General features: G+C 55.7%; 14 protein-coding genes. 6 read left to right on the plus strand and 8 right to left on the minus strand.

Going from position 1 to position 17,355, the window contains the following annotated elements; all coding sequences use genetic code 11:
- Window positions 1–55 precede the first annotated feature (55 nt).
- On the minus strand, window positions 56–1,645 hold the full coding sequence (locus ACMGG5_RS04695; RefSeq protein ID WP_061716337.1) for an STY4199 family HEPN domain-containing protein: 1,590 nt from the start codon (window positions 1,643–1,645) through the stop codon (window positions 56–58).
- Between the two features lie 149 nt (window positions 1,646–1,794).
- On the opposite strand from ACMGG5_RS04695, the gene ACMGG5_RS04700 reads away from it, so the two are divergent.
- Window positions 1,795–2,334: a GNAT family N-acetyltransferase gene (locus ACMGG5_RS04700; RefSeq protein WP_290094181.1), complete on the plus strand. Its 540-nt coding sequence runs from the start codon at window positions 1,795–1,797 to the stop codon at window positions 2,332–2,334.
- Window positions 2,335–2,405: 71 nt separating this feature from the next.
- Window positions 2,406–2,744: a lysozyme gene (locus tag ACMGG5_RS04705; protein WP_148769037.1), complete on the plus strand. Its 339-nt coding sequence runs from the start codon at window positions 2,406–2,408 to the stop codon at window positions 2,742–2,744.
- On the opposite strand, the gene ACMGG5_RS04710 is transcribed toward ACMGG5_RS04705, so the two are convergent.
- Window positions 2,723–3,322, minus strand: a complete 600-nt coding sequence (locus ACMGG5_RS04710; protein WP_048991723.1) for a response regulator transcription factor — start codon at window positions 3,320–3,322, stop codon at window positions 2,723–2,725. The two genes, ACMGG5_RS04705 and ACMGG5_RS04710, sit on opposite strands and share 22 nt — an antisense overlap.
- A 156-nt stretch (window positions 3,323–3,478) precedes the next feature.
- Complete coding sequence (locus ACMGG5_RS04715; RefSeq protein ID WP_420278603.1) at window positions 3,479–4,237, minus strand: SDR family NAD(P)-dependent oxidoreductase; 759 nt, start codon at window positions 4,235–4,237, stop codon at window positions 3,479–3,481.
- Window positions 4,238–4,356: 119 nt separating this feature from the next.
- Here ACMGG5_RS04715 and ACMGG5_RS04720 point away from each other — a divergent pair, with 119 nt between their 5' ends.
- The 3 genes from ACMGG5_RS04720 (at window position 4,357) to ACMGG5_RS04730 (ending at window position 7,915) form a co-directional block, all read left to right on the plus strand.
- A complete protein-coding gene (locus ACMGG5_RS04720; protein ID WP_048991720.1) occupies window positions 4,357–5,256 on the plus strand; it encodes a LysR family transcriptional regulator in 900 nt (299 codons plus the stop codon).
- A 50-nt stretch (window positions 5,257–5,306) separates the two neighbouring features.
- On the plus strand, window positions 5,307–6,332 hold the full coding sequence (gene yhjD, locus ACMGG5_RS04725) for an inner membrane protein YhjD (RefSeq protein ID WP_032648228.1): 1,026 nt from the start codon (window positions 5,307–5,309) through the stop codon (window positions 6,330–6,332).
- 260 nt (window positions 6,333–6,592) lie between these two features.
- Window positions 6,593–7,915, plus strand: a complete 1,323-nt coding sequence (locus ACMGG5_RS04730; RefSeq protein ID WP_024908835.1) for an MFS transporter — start codon at window positions 6,593–6,595, stop codon at window positions 7,913–7,915.
- A 50-nt stretch (window positions 7,916–7,965) separates the two neighbouring features.
- Here ACMGG5_RS04730 and ACMGG5_RS04735 read toward each other — a convergent pair whose 3' ends face one another.
- The gene (locus ACMGG5_RS04735) at window positions 7,966–10,008 is read right to left on the minus strand and encodes an AsmA family protein (RefSeq protein WP_420277567.1); all 2,043 of its coding nucleotides are present in this window, start codon (window positions 10,006–10,008) and stop codon (window positions 7,966–7,968) included.
- Window positions 10,009–10,073: 65 nt separating this feature from the next.
- A complete protein-coding gene (gene pdeH / locus ACMGG5_RS04740; protein ID WP_024908833.1) occupies window positions 10,074–10,847 on the minus strand; it encodes a cyclic-guanylate-specific phosphodiesterase in 774 nt (257 codons plus the stop codon).
- Window positions 10,848–11,076: 229 nt separating this feature from the next.
- Between pdeH and ACMGG5_RS04745 the strand changes: the two genes are divergently transcribed.
- A complete protein-coding gene (locus tag ACMGG5_RS04745; RefSeq protein WP_148769156.1) occupies window positions 11,077–12,006 on the plus strand; it encodes a sugar kinase in 930 nt (309 codons plus the stop codon).
- Between the two features lie 61 nt (window positions 12,007–12,067).
- Here ACMGG5_RS04745 and ACMGG5_RS04750 read toward each other — a convergent pair whose 3' ends face one another.
- From ACMGG5_RS04750 to hmsP, 3 genes are all read right to left on the minus strand, one after another.
- Window positions 12,068–13,561 carry a M16 family metallopeptidase gene (locus ACMGG5_RS04750; RefSeq protein ID WP_090420503.1) on the minus strand — a complete coding sequence of 498 codons (1,494 nt, stop codon included), beginning with the start codon at window positions 13,559–13,561 and terminating at the stop codon, window positions 12,068–12,070.
- A 226-nt stretch (window positions 13,562–13,787) separates the two neighbouring features.
- Window positions 13,788–15,074, minus strand: a complete 1,287-nt coding sequence (locus ACMGG5_RS04755; RefSeq protein ID WP_032662127.1) for a dicarboxylate/amino acid:cation symporter — start codon at window positions 15,072–15,074, stop codon at window positions 13,788–13,790.
- 159 nt (window positions 15,075–15,233) lie between these two features.
- A complete protein-coding gene (gene hmsP, locus ACMGG5_RS04760; protein ID WP_420277568.1) occupies window positions 15,234–17,240 on the minus strand; it encodes a biofilm formation regulator HmsP in 2,007 nt (668 codons plus the stop codon).
- Window positions 17,241–17,355 lie beyond the last annotated feature (115 nt).

A 17,355-nucleotide genomic window follows, 5' to 3' on the forward strand; every position in this document is an offset into this window, starting at 1 on the left:
GGTGCGGTCTGGCGCCCTCACCCCGGCCCTCTCCCACAGGGAGAGGGAGAACAACTTAGCGAATCACCTCATAAATGGCGCTCTGAATGGACTGCCATTTTTTCGTGGTGGCATCTGGCTGTGACTGCGCACGGCGTGTGGCCATGTCGAGATCGTGCTGCTGGCGTTTCACCACAGCAGGCACGGTGCAGAACGCTTTAAGATACTCTTTACGTACCGAGGTCAGAGACTCGCCGTTCGACATCGCGTGGCTGAGCGTGTTGATGAAGCGGCGACACGGCTTCTCCTCCACCATGTTTTGCCGGTAGCGTAACATCAGCTCCAGCACGTCGTCATAGCCTGCCGACATCGCTTCTTCGGTCCAGGACAGCTTCCAGTCCATACCACCCTGCAAAAAGAGCTGGGTCACGCGGGTGTCGTTGCGGTTAATGGCCGAGCGGAAATTATTCTCGTCCCAGGTCACCCCCATGCGCGTGAGCGTTTCACGCGAGGAAGGCGTCTCGCGCATTTCCTGTGGTGGTGCCGCTTCAGCCGCGCTGGCGGTCGCAGGCTGCGGTTTACTGCTGGTCACCAGCCAGAATCCCCCCGCCACGATGGCAATCACCATAACGCCAACCGCCCCCCATAGCGCACCGGAAATAAGCTGCTCACGTTGTTCGGGGGTACGCGGCGCGCGCTGGGTCGGCTTTTCAATGGTGTCGCGGACTTCAAACAGATCCCCACCGGTGACCCGATCCATTTTCTGCGCCTTTTCCCAGAAGGTATGCAGTTCGCTGGCATCTACCGCCATGAATCCCGCCGGATTGACGCGCGTTCTCCCCTCTTCAAACGCGCGTTGAACGGGCCGCGCAATCTGCGCGTAGTAGTTATCCAGCAGCTGAATTTGCGCCGAGCTCAACGTTTTCTGAACGGTGATGCTGTTGCGAATTTGCCGGATGTCGTCGAGGAAGGTTTGCAGCGTTTTACGCGGTTCAACCAGCAGCGTCAGCATGGACGGATCGCTGAACAGCGAAGCGTAATAGCGGCTGAATTCTTTTTTATCCACCAGCATCTGCGCCAGCTCGCTGAACATCATGCCGCTCAGGACATCGTTGATCTCGCCAAGCTTCAGCCAGCGCCGAACGCGATCGGCGTTAAACAAGGTCTTCAGATGATTGTTCAGCCGTACCTGATCGGGCCAGGCCTGCTGGATGAGCCCTTTTATCATCAGCTCAATCGCCCGCACCTGCTTGTGCGCCTGCTGTTGCTGAAGTTCGCTTCCCGGTGCCAGGTCCGTGCTGTAGGTCAGCAGCGGCTGCTGCAGGCGCAGGTGTTCCAGCGCGGTGACAAACCGCATCGCCGCAATAAGCTGGTTTTCACTCACATCCTGTCCGCTTTCATACTGCGGAACGCGCTGCTGCAGCAGGCGCAGCTGGAGCGTAAATTCCGACATCTCGGCGTCATTCAGGTTGAGTTTTTTCGCAACGGCTCCCCAGCCGCCCAGCGCTAATCGAGCACTGTCGAGTTGCTCCAGAAACCAGCGTGGATCTTTACCCTCAGAAGCATGTACATTCAGAAGTAGCAAAATTTCCACCGACGCATGGCGAATGACCGCCAGACAGTGTTCGAACTGTTCGCGAATATGATGTGATGTGCTGAGACTCATTGTTTTCCTTAAGCGACAACGAAGACATCCGGAATGGGCACGAGACGGCCTTTTTTTCTTTTTATTTATACGCGATTAACCATACCTGACTTTCTGTTGAAATAAAGTGACAACCCTAAAATCATTTAAAATGTTTCAGGAGAATCTGAATGCCGGTTTTAATTACCCCTCGCCTTACCTGCTCACCTCTGCTGGAACAAGACTGGCCCTTTTTTCTGGCATTACAGCAGAATCCCGACGTCATGCGCTTTGTGGCGGAAAACCGCCCCGTTGCGGCTATACGCGAGGCATTTGATTCGCGCCTGACGCCCTGGTCACCGGGCAGCGCGCACTGGCTTTGTCTCGTCGTACGTGACACCGCCTCACAGGCTCCGCTGGGCGTTACCGGGTATATTCATCGGGAGGGGGACTGTGCCGAAGTGGGCTTCCTTTTCGCACCCGAGGCGCAGGGGAAAGGCTACGGCTTTGAATCCCTGAAAGCGCTTTGTGATTATGCTTTTCATCAGGGCGGTATACGTCGACTCACCGCCACCGTCACCGTGGGAAATGTCGCTTCAAGGCGCCTGCTGGAAAAAGCCCGCTTTCGCCTGGAAGGCGAATTACGCGAGAGCTATTACCTTGCGGGGCGCTGGCAAAATGACTGGTTATTTGGTTTATTGCAGCAGGAATACCTGAATAATAATGCCTGATCAATAGCCATTTGGCGGATATTTCTCGGACGTCGTTTCCTCTACAGTGTCGCTCTTAAGAGGAAATGAATATGAAAGGTCACGCGCTGAAAATATCTTCTGCCGCCATTGCGTTAATAAAAAAACATCAGGGTCTTTCTCTGGAGAAATATCGTGACGAAAACGGATTATGGGTTATTGGCTATGGCCACGTTATCCGCGATCGAGCACTTTTTCACGGTCCCATCACGCCTGCCGAGGCAGAAGATTTGCTGCATGACGATATTCAGTTGCGTGAGGCGCTGCTGCGGGAAAGTGTGACACATCCATTAACCCAACAGCAGCATGATGCGCTGGTTATGATGATATTCAGCTTCGGAGAGATGCCCTCGCTCCCAAACGCGATTTTTCAGGCCTTCGCACGGGTATAGTACATGGCAGCCTGCGTTCTGTTTTTCACGTCCAGCCGCCGGAAAAGCGCCTCGAGATGCGCTTTTACCGTGGCCGCACTGATGTTGAGATTGCGGCCAATCTCTTTATTTGACTCCCCCGCCGCCAGCAATTCCAACACGTCGCGCTGACGCTCGCTCAGGGATGATAACGCCTGAGACGACGGCTGCCTGACCCACTCCCCGGGAAAACAGACCATCCCTCTGGACACCGAATCCAGCACGGCCGAAAACCGCTCGGGACTGGCATTTCGGGGAATAATGGCCATGATGTTTCGCTGCCGCAATTGCTCAACCCATCTGGCCTCTTTTTTCGCCAAAACCAGAATCACGCGTATCGCCGGAAAGCGTTGCAGCATCTCTTCCAGCAAAGCGCTCCCCTCGTCCTGCATTAAATTGCCGTCAATCATGACGATAGCTGACGGTGAAGCGGAAATCTGGGTCCATAAATCGTCTGCCTGACAGGTCCCTGTCATATCTATTTCCGGAATGAGCGTCTGAAGACTGTGTATCGCTCCGTGAATAAAGAGTGACTGCCTGTCAAACATGATTACTCGCATCGTTTTTTATCCCTCTGAGAATAGCGAAGGGGGATTCTACAGAGGGGTTATTTAAGAAAAAACTCAACGAATGGAGACGTTACAAATCCCCCCGAGTTCTTTATATCTGTCCGTATTTAGACACATTGACCTTAAGGATTTCCTTAAGTGCGTACATCACAGGAACATGCCGCCTGAGACTTCAATACGTTGCGCATTCATCCAGCCCAGTTTGTCGCTGAGCAGTGCCGCAATGGCATCGCCAATATCGTCCGGCAGCCCCACCCGTCCCAGCGCCGTTTGCGAGGCCAGCAGCTGATTCAGCTCCGCGTTGTCGCGCACGCGTCCGCCGCCAAAGTCAGTTTCAATCGCGCCCGGCGCGATGATATTGACGGCGATCCCGCGCGCGCCCAGCTCTTTCGCCTGATAACGCGTCAGCACTTCCATCGCCCCCTTCATGGCCGCGTAGGTCCCTGAGCCCGGCTGGGTAAAGCGGGCCAGCCCGCTGGAGACGTTGAGGATCCGTCCCCCGTCGTTCAGCAACGGCAGCAGGCGCTGGGTCAGGAAGAAAGGTCCTTTGAAATGAACGTTCAGCGCCTCATCAAACTGGGCTTCCGTCGTGTCGGTATAGGGCGCATATAAACCCGTTCCGGCATTGTTCAATAAATAGTCAAAAGTTTCACGCTGCCAGACACGCCTAAGGGTTTCCTGAAGCTGCTGGGCAAAATGATCAAAACCCGTGATATCCCCGACGTTGAGCTGTAATGCCGCTGCGTTAACGCCTTTTTCCTGAATTTCATGCACAACATCCAGCGCTTCCTGCTGGCTACGGTTGTATGTCAGGACGATTCCCGAGCCGTCTGCCGCCAGCTTTAACGCAGCGTTTTTACCCAGACCACGGCTACCACCCGTCACTAATGCGATACGTTCACTCATCATAAACCTCGTTTTGGCTGTTAAGGAGATTGAGAAAGAGCTTATTAGGTGATAGAAAATCAATAAAGATGGATTAAAACGCTTCACTGTTTCAGCTGTAACAACAATGAGCTTCCGCTATGGATAAAATTCACGCAATGCAGTTATTCGTCCGCGTCGCGGAACTGGAGAGTTTTTCCCGCGCGGCCGAAACATTAACCCTGCCGAAAGGCAGCGTTTCACGACAAATTCAGGCCCTGGAAAACCGGCTTGGCACCCAGCTATTGCACCGCACCACGCGCCGCGTCAGCCTGACGCAGGACGGCATGGTCTATTACGAGCGGGCAAAAGATCTGCTGGCAAACCTTGATGAACTCGACGGTATGTTTCAGCACGATCCCTCCAGCATCAGCGGACGGCTCCGCGTGGATATGCCCGTCGGCGTTGCTCGAAATTTAGTCATCCCCAAACTGCCTGCTTTCCTGCAGCACTATCCGGGCATTGAACTGGAACTCAGTAGCAGCGATCGCCTGGTGGATGTGATCCGTGAAGGGTTTGATTGCGTCGTCCGCGTCGGCACGCTGAAGGATTCAGGGCTGATTGCCCGTCCGCTGGGCAAGCTGTCGGTGATTAACTGCGCCAGTCCGGATTATCTGGCGCGTTTTGGCTACCCGGAAACGCTGGACGATTTAGGCTCACACGCCGTGATCCACTACGCCGCGATGCTGGGAACCCGCCCGCAGGGCTTTGAGTTTTATAACGGCAGTGCGACGCAGTGGGTAAAAACGGGCGGGGTGTTAACCGTTAACAGCACGGAAACTTACCAGGCTGCCTGCCTCGCCGGACTGGGCATTATTCAGGTTCCGCGGGTTGGGGTGCGCGATCTACTGCGCGCGAAGAAACTGGTTGAGATCCTGCCGCAATACCGGGCCGAACCGATGCCTGTCTCCCTGATTTATCCCCACCGCCGCAACCTCTCCCGACGGGTCCATCTGTTCATGGAGTGGCTAACCGAACTCACAAAAGCTTACGTGGACTAGTCGCAAGCTATAATTCAGTAACATCCAGCCAAACGAAAAGGAAAAGACGCGTGACGCCGGAAAACAACCCGCAACGACCCACCCAACATTTAGAGTATGAGCCCGTCAAAAAGATGGAAACCGGGCCTGAAGAGGCCAGGTCCCCTGGTACCGCCAGCAAAGCGCTGGGGACCGTCACCGGCATTGTCGCCAGAATTCAGCAGTTTCCCATGATTGCGCATCTGATACGCGCGACCGAACGCTTTAATGACCGCATGGGAAACCAGTTTGGTGCCGCCATCACCTATTTTTCCTTCCTGTCGATGATCCCAATCCTGATGGTGTCGTTTGCGGCGGCCGGTTTTGTGCTCGCGTCGCACCCGACGCTGCTGCAGGATATCTTCAATAAGATCCTGAATAACGTCAGTGACCCGACCCTTGCCAGCACGCTCAAAAGCACCATCAATACCGCCGTTCAGCAGCGTACTACCGTCGGGATCGTCGGTTTGCTGATTGCCCTTTACTCCGGCGTTAACTGGATGGGCAACCTGCGCGAGGCCATTCGCGCCCAGTCGCGCGATGTCTGGGAGCGTAAGCCGCAGGACCAGGAGAAAATTTGGGTTAAGTACCTTCGCGATTTTGTTTCTCTGATTGGCCTGCTTGTCGCGCTCATCGTGACGCTTTCTATTACCTCCGTGGCAGGCTCGGCGCAGCAGATGATCATCTCCGCGCTTTACCTTGATTACATCGAATGGCTGAAGCCCGCCTGGCGCAGCATTGGTCTGGCCATTTCCATCTTTGCCAATTACCTGCTGTTCTTCTGGATCTTCTGGCGCTTGCCCCGCCATCGTCCGCGCAAGAAGGCGCTGATCCGCGGCACGTTGATTGCGGCGATCGGCTTTGAAGCGATCAAAATCGTCATGACCTACACCTTACCGTCACTGGTTAAATCCCCTTCCGGTGCGGCGTTTGGCTCGGTGCTGGGGCTGATGGCGTTCTTCTACTTCTTCGCGCGTTTGACCCTGTTCTGCGCGGCGTGGATTGCCACTGCCGAGTACAAAGACGACCCGCGAATGCCGGGCAAAACGCACCGGTAACCCCACTCTCGGGCTGAAATTTCAGCCCGATTCATCATTTCAGCATATAAATCCAGCCTGTAACTTTTATTTAACTGAAAACCAGTTTTATTGACTGATATTTAAAATCTGTGAAGCATTTCATAGACCTGTTTTGGCTGGCCTGAAAATTATCCGCTTTTTGTTGCTTTTATCACCAGTGCGCGGCTTTGTTACAGATTGAAATGTCGCTTTTGCTGTGCGTAATATGGCCTTTCGTTCGACAAAAATAAGAAAATATTATGCAAGCAACCGCCACCACACTCGACTCAGGAACGGAAAACGTTCCGGTAAACTCGCGCAATAAAGTTGTCGTCGCATCGCTGATTGGCACCGCCATTGAGTTCTTCGACTTTTATATTTATGCCACCGCCGCGGTCATCGTCTTCCCGCATATTTTCTTCCCGCAGGGCGATCCGACGGCGGCCACGCTGCAGTCTCTGGCGACCTTTGCTATCGCGTTTGTTGCGCGTCCGATTGGCTCTGCGCTGTTTGGACACTTTGGCGATCGCATTGGCCGCAAAGTCACCCTGGTGGCCTCGCTGCTGACGATGGGCATCTCCACCGTGGCCATCGGCCTGCTGCCGACCTATGAAACCATCGGCATTCTGGCGCCTGTCCTGCTGGCGCTGGCCCGTTTTGGTCAGGGTCTGGGCCTTGGCGGCGAATGGGGCGGCGCGGCGCTGCTGGCCACCGAGAACGCCCCGGCACGCAAGCGCGCGCTGTATGGCTCATTCCCGCAGCTGGGCGCACCAATTGGCTTCTTCTTTGCCAACGGGACGTTCCTGCTGCTCTCCTGGCTGCTGACGGATGAACAGTTCATGAGCTGGGGCTGGCGTATTCCGTTTATCTTCTCAGCCGTGCTGGTGCTGATTGGCCTGTACGTGCGCGTTTCTCTGCATGAGACCCCAGTTTTCGCGAAAGTGGCCGCGGCGAACAAGCAGGTGAAAGTGCCGCTGGGTACGCTGCTGACCAAACACGTCCGCGTGACCGTGCTGGGCACGTTCATCATGCTGGCAACCTATACGCTGTTCTACATCATGACCGTCTACTCCATGACCTTCAGTACCGCCGCCGCGCCGGTTGGGCTGGGTCTGCCGCGTAACGAAGTGCTGTGGATGCTGATGATGGCGGTGATCGGGTTTGGCGTGATGGTTCCGATTGCGGGCCTGCTGGCGGATAAGTTCGGTCGCCGCGCGAGCATGATTACCATCACCACGCTGATCATTCTGTTTGCCCTGTTCGTCTTCCCGCCGCTGCTGGGTTCAGGTAGCCCGGCGCTGGTGATGGCCTATCTGCTGATTGGCCTGAGCCTGATGGGGCTGACCTTCGGCCCGATGGGTGCGCTGCTGCCAGAGCTGTTCCCGACGGAAGTACGCTATACCGGCGCGTCGTTCTCTTACAACGTCTCGTCTATTCTGGGCGCCTCCGTAGCGCCGTATATCGCCACCTGGCTGCAGGCGAACTATGGTCTGTTCTATGTGGGGGTTTATCTGGCGGCAATGGCGGGACTGACGCTGATTGCGCTGCTGCTGACGCACGAGACGAAACATCAGGCTCTGTAAGCTAATGCCGGGTGGCGGCTACGCCTTACCCGGCAATAACAGGCCGCACCTTACTTCTTCATCTGCGACAAAATGGTCCGACACTGATTCGCCTCGCCTTCTGACGGCGAAATCAAGGCCAGCAGCGCTGCGGCTGGAGTGACCAGCGTCGCAAGCGCCGCAGCCACTGCGCCACGCGCAATCAGCGGTCCGGGCTTCACGCCCGCCTGCGGATTTTTGAAGGTCCCGCGCACGTAAAGCGGCGAGCGCAGGGTGATGATACGGATCCCCTTACTTTCCGGGTCAATCGTCAAATCAAGCTGCTCCGAGGCCATGCTGGCGGTACCGGTCACGTTAATCACCGCATTTTCCGTGTCAAAGGCAAAAATCTGCGGGCGCGCCACGCCGTTAACCAGATCCAGATTGGCCGCCGCGCAGTTCACACGCACCTCGTCATCACCGAAGATTTGCCCGATGACGTAGTTACCGACGTTCAGCCCCAGGATCTCCATCAGGTTGCGGCTCACCAGCCCATCGTTCATCAGCAGCTTCAGGTTACCATTGCCGCTGCCCAGCAGCGCCGCCACCGAGTTCCCCACGCCGCGAATATCGGCATCACCGTTCATTTCACCGAGGGTTTTCTGCATCAACTCGACGTTCGGCATCAGCTCTTTCAGCTTCAATCGACGCGCCTGAATCTCCGCCCGTCCCTGCATCGGCTTCTTATCGCCTTCCAGGTGAATGTTCGAGGAGATCGTCCCGCCCGCCATGCCAAACTTCAGCGGCTGCAGACGCAGGTCGGCGCCTTTAAGGAGGATATGGGTCGTAAGATTGCTTATCGGCAGCGTACTGCCATGTTCAATTTTTCCGCCTTTGAAGCGCACATCCGCATCCATCACGTTCCATTTATCCGTCTCAAAACGTTCATAAGGCAGCACTTTGCCGGCAGGCTGAGGATCTTTCTTCACCTCTTTTGACTTAGTGCCTTTACCGGAGTCGATACCTATCAACGGGCCCAAGTCGGCCAGACGCAGCTGACGGGACTCAACATCCCCTTCCAGTTTCGGGCGCGGTTTTCCGGTGGTGTAGGTCAGCGTGCCGTGGATGTCGCTGTCGCCGATCCGACCGTTAAAATCCCGGTAGTCAAAAACGGACGATTTTTCGGTGTCGATTTTGGCGACCAGATGCCCGTCTGTTTCGAACGGTGGGGTATCCGGCAGCAGTACGCCGGTCAGTTCATACAGCTCGCCCAGCGAATCACCGGCAAATTTGAGCTGAAGGTCCACGCCCCCCATATTCATCGGGTCGTTGACCGTGCCCACGAACGCCACGCGGGTGTTACCGGAACGGAAGTCCGCCTGCACCGGGAACGGCGTGCCTTCGCTCCGTAGCGCCAGCATGCCGCCTATTTTCCCTTTACCGCTGAGCGGCTGGTCGTTATAGCGTCCTTTTGCCGTCAGGCCGAAGACATAGTCGCCCACGCTTGCCGCATCACCTTTCGCTTTCGTCCCCGTGACCTCGCTTAACGGCAGCGGCTTGCCCAGCGGATCGACCAGGATCTCCACATCCGCCTTGCTGACCTTATCGTCGATGGCGATCCGTCCGCGATCGAAGAGAATGTTGTCGAGACGGAATGACCAGGAAGAAGGCTGGGCATTCGGATCTTTTTCGCTGTCGCTGGCCAGGCTAAACGTCCAGTTGTTGTTTTTTTCGGAGAGGCGGATCAGGCGCGCATCGGGCTGCTGAAGTTTGATCCACGGCAGATAGACCGTTTTGGTGAAGAGTGCCAGCGGAGCCAGCGTGGCTTCAACCCGCGGCAGGTGGATCATAGTGACGTCCGGGATATCCGGCGGGTTGCCGAGAATGATGTCGTCAGCATGGATATGTGGCCAGGGGATCCAGCTTCGCCAGCCGGGCTCCTCTTTCTGGCGTTCCCATACCACCCCTAAATCACCCCGTATGGCGAAGGGGCGGTTCAGCTCGGTTGAGACTTTCTGGTTGATGGTCGGCTTGAGACGGTTCCAGTCAAACGTCGCAATAATGATGGCGACAACCACGATCAACAACAAGAAAATCCCTGCTGTCCAGGAGATTACCCTGGTTGTTCTTGTCATTTTTATCCCCTTTCCTGATGACCTGTCCTGTAAAACTATAGTCCAGACAAAGGGAAGCGGGTTTATCAGAGGGTCGTTATGACGTTATCGAGGCGATCCATGGGTACCGGGCGAGAGAGATAGTAGCCTTGCGCCGCCGCTGCGGGAGAGTTTTGCACATCGCGCCACTCTTCCAGTGTTTCCACACCTTCAACAATCACGCCCTGGCAATAGCGGTTCATCAGCTGTAATAACAGCGTAAACAGATTCCGCCCTTCCGGGGTCTGACGCAGCATAATGAACAGATCGCGGGCCACTTTAATGTAGTCGTAGCGCACTTCACTCAGGGCGGAGAAGTTCGCCATGCCGGTGCCAAAGTCATCCAGCCACAGCGGGCCGTATTCGCATATCGAAGCAAACGAGGAGTCCTGCGGCAAACGGACATGCTCCACCAGCTCAAAGCGCATCCACGGCAGGGTGGCGATCAGCTCCTGCAATTTCGCGTTCTGGCGCAGCGCCAGCAGGGTTGGGCCATCGACGTTCACCGAGGCGAGGATATCGTGCTGTTCGAAAAAGGCGTGCTTCGTTGCCAGCATGCGAAGCTGCTCTTCCAGCACGTCCAGACGCTGGCGAACGGCAACTTCGGCAAAATAGCGATCCGGCGCGATGCGCTGAGTAGGGTTTGAGGGGTGCGTAACGACGGTCAAAATTTCGATGGCCATCAGTCGACCATCTGTTCGGTAGATCGGCTGATAGGTATACGCACGCTCACATTGCAGCCAGTAGCGATGCTCCTGCAAGTTCTCAATACTTGCCTCAGGCGTAGTGCTCAGCCGCTGGATAACCTGCTCTGACTTCATTTCAGATGTCCTGTTGTTGGGATAGCCTTTCTGGACTCGTCACAGGATTATCGGCGCGACAATTGAGAACTTTATGTTCAATTCACCCGGAAAATGAAATTAAGATGACAGGAATGCGCGGGAACACGCGCTGGCTCAAAAAAAATAATGGAACGTTGTTTTAATATAGTTGACCGGTTAATTCACTCAGCGCACACTGCTGATAATTCTTCTGTTCAGGTTCACGACTATGTCCAAAAAAATTGCCGTGATTGGCGAATGCATGATTGAGCTGTCACAAAAAGGCGCGGAAGTCAGCCGCGGATTTGGTGGCGATACGTTAAACACGTCCGTTTATATTGCCCGTCAGGTCGCGCCTGAGGCGCTCACCGTGAACTACGTTACCGCCCTGGGTACGGACAGCTTCAGCCAGCAAATGCTGGAGGCCTGGCAGAGTGAACATGTTGAAACGTCGCTGATTCAGCGTATGGAAAACCGCCTCCCGGGGCTTTATTACATCGAAACCGACAGTACAGGCGAACGCACGTTTTATTACTGGCGTAACGAAGCCGCAGCCAAATTCTGGCTGGAGAGCGACGCGGCCGCGGCCATCTGCGAAGAGCTGGCGACTTTTGACTATCTCTATCTGAGCGGCATTAGCCTGGCGATTTTAAGCCCCGCCAGCCGAGACAAGCTGCTCTCGCTGCTGCGCGAATGCCGTGCCAACGGCGGTAAGGTTATTTTCGATAACAACTACCGCCCGCGCCTGTGGGCCAGCCGCGAAGAGACGCAGCAGGTCTATCAGCAGATGCTGCAGTGCACCGATATCGCCTTCCTGACGCTCGACGATGAAGACGCCCTGTGGGGTGAAAAGCCGGTAGATGACGTAATTGCGCGCACGCAGGCGGCAGGCGTGAGCGAAGTGGTGATTAAGCGCGGTGCGGATTCGTGCCTGGTCGCGGTGGCGGGTGAAGCGCTGGTTGACGTTCCGGCAGTGAAGCTTGCCAAAGAGAAAGTGATTGATACCACGGCGGCGGGTGATTCATTCAGCGCGGGCTATCTGGCGGTACGCCTGACGGGTGGAACGCCGGAAGCGGCGGCACAGCGCGGGCACCTGACGGCCAGCACGGTGATTCAGTATCGCGGGGCGATTATTCCGCGCGAAGCGATGCCTGTTTAAGTAGGGTGCGGGCTGATGCCCTCACCCTAACCCTCTCCCACAGGGAGAGGGAATGTTTGCATTACTGCCCTTGCGGGATATCCGTCGCGTCCGGATGTAAATCATCCGCCGTGACGGCCTGCGCTGGCTGCGGCGCGGTAGCCATAATGGCATCCCAGGTCGTCTGAAGTTCCTTCATGTCATATTCCGGCTCGCCCTTCGGTTGCAGAAGGATCAACGCCATCTCCTGCGACAGCTGCTGACGGAGGTCCTGATTGAGCATATCGACGGTCAGACCGTTCAGGAAGTCCTGACGAAGCTTCTGATACTGTTCCGGCGCAATGTCCACCACCTGATTCTGCAGGGAACGAATACGCTGGCTGATCAGAATGTCGGTATCGGCGCGAGCGTAGGTCGCAAACAGCTTCTGCAGCTCGAGTTTTTTCTGCGCCACGAGAGCGTTGAATTCCTCTTCGGAAAGCCCCTCTTTACGCACTTTTGCCAGCTCTTTCGCGACCACACCCAGATTGGCATTTAGCTTATCGCCCGGTGATTCAACGTTGATGGCACATTGCGCACGCTGGAACAGCACGCGGCAGTCAAAGCCAAGACCGATATTCTTCACGTTGTTCTTACTCAGCGTCTGCTGGACGTGCCAGAACAGCGCTTCACGTGCCAGATCGGCACGCCAGTAGCGTAACATCGCCGCAGATTCACGGATGGGCTGCCAGGCGTTATCCCACATGACGGAGAGGCGATCCTGACGCACGGTGTCCGTCATAATGCTGACAGGCTCTGCACGCAGCGGAGAGAGCGTCGGGACAGGGGCTGGCGTTTCACGCTTGCCTTTCAGATCGCCAAACGCTTTGTTGATCTGCTCCACCACCGCGCGGCTGTCCACGTTACCCACCACGATCAGCGTCATCGCGTCCGGGGTGTACCACTTCTGGTAGAACGATTTCACCTGTTCGGCGTCCACCGGCTGTTTCAGCGGTTCGGCCGGATCATGTCCCAGTAACGTTGAGCCCTTCAGGCGGTAACGCCACCAGCCCTCTTTGGTATCCCCAGGCCAGGTTGCCACCATGTCGCTGTTACTCAACGCATAGTTGACGGTGTCCGGCGTAATCGCCAGATTGCCAGAGGCATCGGAGAGATACGTCAGCGCTTCTTTAAGCAGGTCGTTACGGTTGTTTGGCAGGCTCAGGTTAAACATGGTGTAGTCATACGAGACAACAGCCGGGGGGAGTGGGCGTTTCGGATCGATGGCCTGCTGCCAGAGTGAACGCACCTGAACCGCTTGCAGGCTGCCGCTCTGCGTGAGCGCCAGCCGGGGAATAAAGTGGCTGAAACCGGTTTGCTGGGTGCTTTCCGTGAGGGAACCGGTATTAACAGACAGACGGATTTCAATACGATCGCTGGGACGTTGCGGCGTGGCTAAGACCTGCCATTGAAAACCGTTCGCTAATGTCCCTTGTTGCCAGGCCGGGTCTGGCTGGAGCGCATCTGCCTGCACATAACTGGCTGCTGCCATCATCAGCAAACCGCCGGTTAAGAGTCGAATTTTTGTGCCCTGCATGTGAACCCCTGATCAACATTCCTGGTTAAAAAAGAGTGCTCGCGACGCGCTTCACTCTTAAAGATGACGATGAAAACACGTCGATTAGACCGCGCGTTCGGCAAAACGTCACGGTCCGAAGTGAAATATACCCAAAAAAAATCTTGTCGAATTATGACAGGTATGAACAGTTATTATGCGCAGGAGCCCGCATCCCCACAAGGGAATACGGGCATTTGTGACAAGTTTAAGAGGATAAGCCAGGATTTTTGCTGTCAGTTGAACGATTATTCAGAGTATCGTCGAGCTTTTTGTGATCCAGCTCTTTCACCCATTTCGCCACCACCACCGTTGCCACGCCGTTACCCACCAGGTTGGTTAACGCACGCGCCTCAGACATGAAGCGGTCAATACCCAGAATCAACGCCAGACCCGCCACCGGCAGGTGACCCACGGCAGAAATGGTGGCTGCCAGCACGATAAAGCCGCTGCCCGTTACGCCTGCCGCGCCTTTAGAGGAGAGCAGGAGCACCACCAGCAGGGTAATCTGATGGAAAATATCCATATGGCTGTTGGTCGCCTGAGCGATAAATACGGCCGCCATCGTCAGGTATATCGAGGTACCGTCCAGGTTGAAGGAGTAGCCCGTCGGGATCACCAGCCCGACCACCGATTTACGGCACCCGAGTTTCTCCATCTTGTCGAGCATACGCGGCAGCGCCGATTCTGAAGAGGAGGTCCCCAGAACAATCAGCAGTTCTTCGCGGATGTAACGGATAAATTTGAAGATGTTGAAACCTGTCGCGCGGGCGATGGAGCCCAGCACCACCACCACGAAAAGGATACAGGTAATATAGAAGCAGATAATCAGCTGACCCAGCTGCACCAGCGTGCCGACGCCATATTTACCGATGGTGAAGGCCATCGCACCGAAGGCACCGATTGGCGCCAGGCGCATGATCATATTGATGATGCCGAAAATGACCTGTGAGAAGCTTTCGATCACATTAAAAATAAGCTGGCCCTTGCTGCCCAGACGGTGCAGGGCAAAGCCAAACATCACGGCGAACAGCAGAACCTGGAGGATGTTTCCGCTGGCGAACGCGCCAATGACGCTGCCAGGGATGACGTCCAGCAGGAAGGCGACCACGCCCTGATCCTTCGCCTGCTCGGCATACACCGCGACCGCTTTAGCATCCAGCGTTGAGGGGTCTACGTTCATCCCCGCGCCTGGCTGCACCACGTTGACGATGATCAGACCGATAATCAGCGCAAGGGTACTGACCACTTCGAAATAAAGAAGCGCCACTGCACCGGTACGACCGACCGCCTTCATGCTTTCCATGCCAGCGATGCCCGTGACTACCGTACAGAAGATCACCGGCGCGATGACCATTTTGATGAGCTTAACGAACGCGTCGCCAAGCGGTTTCATTTGCGCGCCCAGCTCAGGGTAATAGTGACCCAGCAGAATACCGATGGCGATGGCTGTCAGGACCTGGAAATAAAGACTTTTGAAGAGTGAGGTTTTCATAAGGTGTCCTTGGGAAGAAAAACCACAGGTTTTGTAAGGTTATGGTTAACCTGCGGCTTTAAAATAACACCCACATAACAGGACAGAAATAAACTCAGTTCAAATTTGAAACACAAATGTTAAGAACTTTGAGCTGGCTCGCACAAGCCAGCAACAAAGTTACACTTTTGCGGGGTCGTCAGCACCAGAAAGGTATCGTTGTTCAAAGACATCCGAAGGAACAGCTGGGGCAAAAAGGAAGCCTTGCCCGCTCTCCACACCCGCCTCTGCCAGCCAGGCGCGTTGCGCGTCGGTTTCAATCCCCTCGGCAATAAGGTGCAGGTTGAGACTGCGCGCCATCTGGATAATCGCCTGCACCATGCTGCTGTCGTCCGGCAGACCGTCGACAAACGCTTTGTCAATTTTGAGCACATCTACCGGAAGGGTTTTCATGTGCTGAAGCTGGCGCAGCCCGGCGTACCCCATGCCAAAATCGTCCAGCGCAATGCGAATGCCAGCATTACGCAGCGGCTTCAGGATTGCGACCGCCTCATTGGGGTCGTCAATACGTCGGCTCTCCGTCACTTCCAGGGTCAACGTATCTGGCTTGATGCGGTAACGATGGATCAGCTCCAGCATCTCTGAAACCATGGTCGGGTGCATAAGCTGCAGGGCAGACAGGTTAACCGACAGCGGCAGCGTCACGCCGCGCTCCTGCCAGGCCGCAAGCTGACGGCAGGACTCCTCCAGCACCCAGTAGCCGACGGTAACCATCAGGCCGCAGGACTCAATGCGCTCAATCAGCCCTTCCGGCAGCTCCCATGAACCATCCGGCTGCTGCAGACGCAGCAGAGCCTCGGCGCTTTTTACCTCTCCCGTCCGCAGATCCACCTGCGGCTGCAGCCAGAGGGCAAAATGGCGGTTATCCAGGGCGGTCAGGATGTCGCTCTCTTCCGTCAGGCGCTGCTGCGCCTTTTCCATCTGCTCCGGGTCGAAGAACTGGATCTGATTTTTCCCTTTGCGCCGGGCAGTAAACGCCGCCGAGAAGGCGCGACGATAAAGCTGTTCCGCCGTTAAATCACCGTAGTACATGGCGATACCGATGCTGGCGCTCGGGCGAAGCTGGATACCCTGAATGGGCAACCGCTCATTAATGACAGTGAGTACTTGCTGACCTAATGTGATTGCATGCCAGGGCTCTTTTACGCCATTGGCAATCACCACCAGATCGTAACCGCTGACCTGGGTCAGCACCATGCGCGGGGCAAGGACAGATTTGATCTTTTCCACCAGGGTGAGCAGCAGCATTTCGCGCTGGCTCTCCTTGAGCACGCCAGCCGTGTCCTGCAGCGTTTCACAGGCGATAACCATCAGCGCCGTGGTTTGCTGGCGCTCAACGGTTTGCTCCAGCATCGCCATCAGGAAGGCTTTATTGGGAAGCTCCGACACCGGGAAGCGCGTGGCGCTGCTGTTTAACTCATCCTGCTGACGCTGGATGCGCTGCTGGTTGAGGTTGTAGCTGCGCACCAGCATGCCTATCTCATCGTCATGATGCAGACGCGGTAGCTCAAGCTGATGTCCCATCTGATCCTGCGGCGCAAGCGTATTCAGCTCGCGGGCGATACGGCGCAGCGGATGAACAATCAGCCGGTTAATGCACCAGGTGAGCGCCACGCTGAGAATAAGCGTCATAAGTAAGCAAGTGGTCACTAACGTAACCACCCAGCTCATGACGAATTTATACATGCGGTAAGAGTCCGCCTGTAATACCAGGTAGGCCAGCGGCTGCGGATTGGCAGGGCGTTCGAGTGAATAAACGGGCAGCGAAATTTGCACCGGCAGTTCAAACAGGCGCATCACCATCATCGGGACGGGACGCTCCGGGATAAAGCTCATCCGCAGCGCCTGAAACTGGTTAGGCAAGACGACGTCGGCGCGGCTAACGACGCCGGCAGGCTGAATGCGTTTTAAAATGGTTTCCGCTTCGGGAATATCCCCTTTCAGAATCGAGGCGGAGAGCGGGCCGCGCACCGAGCGGGCAATACTTTCTAACTGCGAAGCCGTGTTATAGCGATTCTGCTGTACGGAATGAAACAGCAGAATTACGCAGAAAAGCAGGACAAACAGCATGGTGACGGCAGAAACCATCGCCATCTGTTTGATTGTTAAGGAACGGCTGACACGCAAAATGACTCTCCACAAAACTCGAAGCGCAGGGCGCGCCAGGGTGTAAACCTGGCGCGCCTGAGTATACCCGATTGCCGCGCTATTAAGAGAGACTTACAAATGGATTAAGGAAAAT

Origin of the sequence: Enterobacter sp. BNK-34 (assembly GCF_048684445.1) — a bacterium.
GTDB lineage: Bacteria > Pseudomonadota > Gammaproteobacteria > Enterobacterales > Enterobacteriaceae > Enterobacter > Enterobacter pseudoroggenkampii.

Excerpts from the sequence above, each read along its gene's own strand:
- ACMGG5_RS04695 (WP_061716337.1), bottom strand. The coding sequence starts at position 1,645 with ATGAGTCTCAGCACATCACATCATATTCGCGAACAGTTCGAACACTGT.
- ACMGG5_RS04700 (WP_290094181.1), top strand. The coding sequence starts at position 1,795 with ATGCCGGTTTTAATTACCCCTCGCCTTACCTGCTCACCTCTGCTGGAA.
- ACMGG5_RS04705 (WP_148769037.1), top strand. The coding sequence starts at position 2,406 with ATGAAAGGTCACGCGCTGAAAATATCTTCTGCCGCCATTGCGTTAATA.
- ACMGG5_RS04710 (WP_048991723.1), bottom strand. The coding sequence starts at position 3,322 with ATGCGAGTAATCATGTTTGACAGGCAGTCACTCTTTATTCACGGAGCG.
- ACMGG5_RS04715 (WP_420278603.1), bottom strand. The coding sequence starts at position 4,237 with ATGAGTGAACGTATCGCATTAGTGACGGGTGGTAGCCGTGGTCTGGGT.
- ACMGG5_RS04720 (WP_048991720.1), top strand. The coding sequence starts at position 4,357 with ATGGATAAAATTCACGCAATGCAGTTATTCGTCCGCGTCGCGGAACTG.
- ACMGG5_RS04730 (WP_024908835.1), top strand. The coding sequence starts at position 6,593 with ATGCAAGCAACCGCCACCACACTCGACTCAGGAACGGAAAACGTTCCG.
- ACMGG5_RS04735 (WP_420277567.1), bottom strand. The coding sequence starts at position 10,008 with ATGACAAGAACAACCAGGGTAATCTCCTGGACAGCAGGGATTTTCTTG.
- pdeH (WP_024908833.1), bottom strand. The coding sequence starts at position 10,847 with ATGAAGTCAGAGCAGGTTATCCAGCGGCTGAGCACTACGCCTGAGGCA.
- ACMGG5_RS04745 (WP_148769156.1), top strand. The coding sequence starts at position 11,077 with ATGTCCAAAAAAATTGCCGTGATTGGCGAATGCATGATTGAGCTGTCA.
- ACMGG5_RS04750 (WP_090420503.1), bottom strand. The coding sequence starts at position 13,561 with ATGCAGGGCACAAAAATTCGACTCTTAACCGGCGGTTTGCTGATGATG.
- ACMGG5_RS04755 (WP_032662127.1), bottom strand. The coding sequence starts at position 15,074 with ATGAAAACCTCACTCTTCAAAAGTCTTTATTTCCAGGTCCTGACAGCC.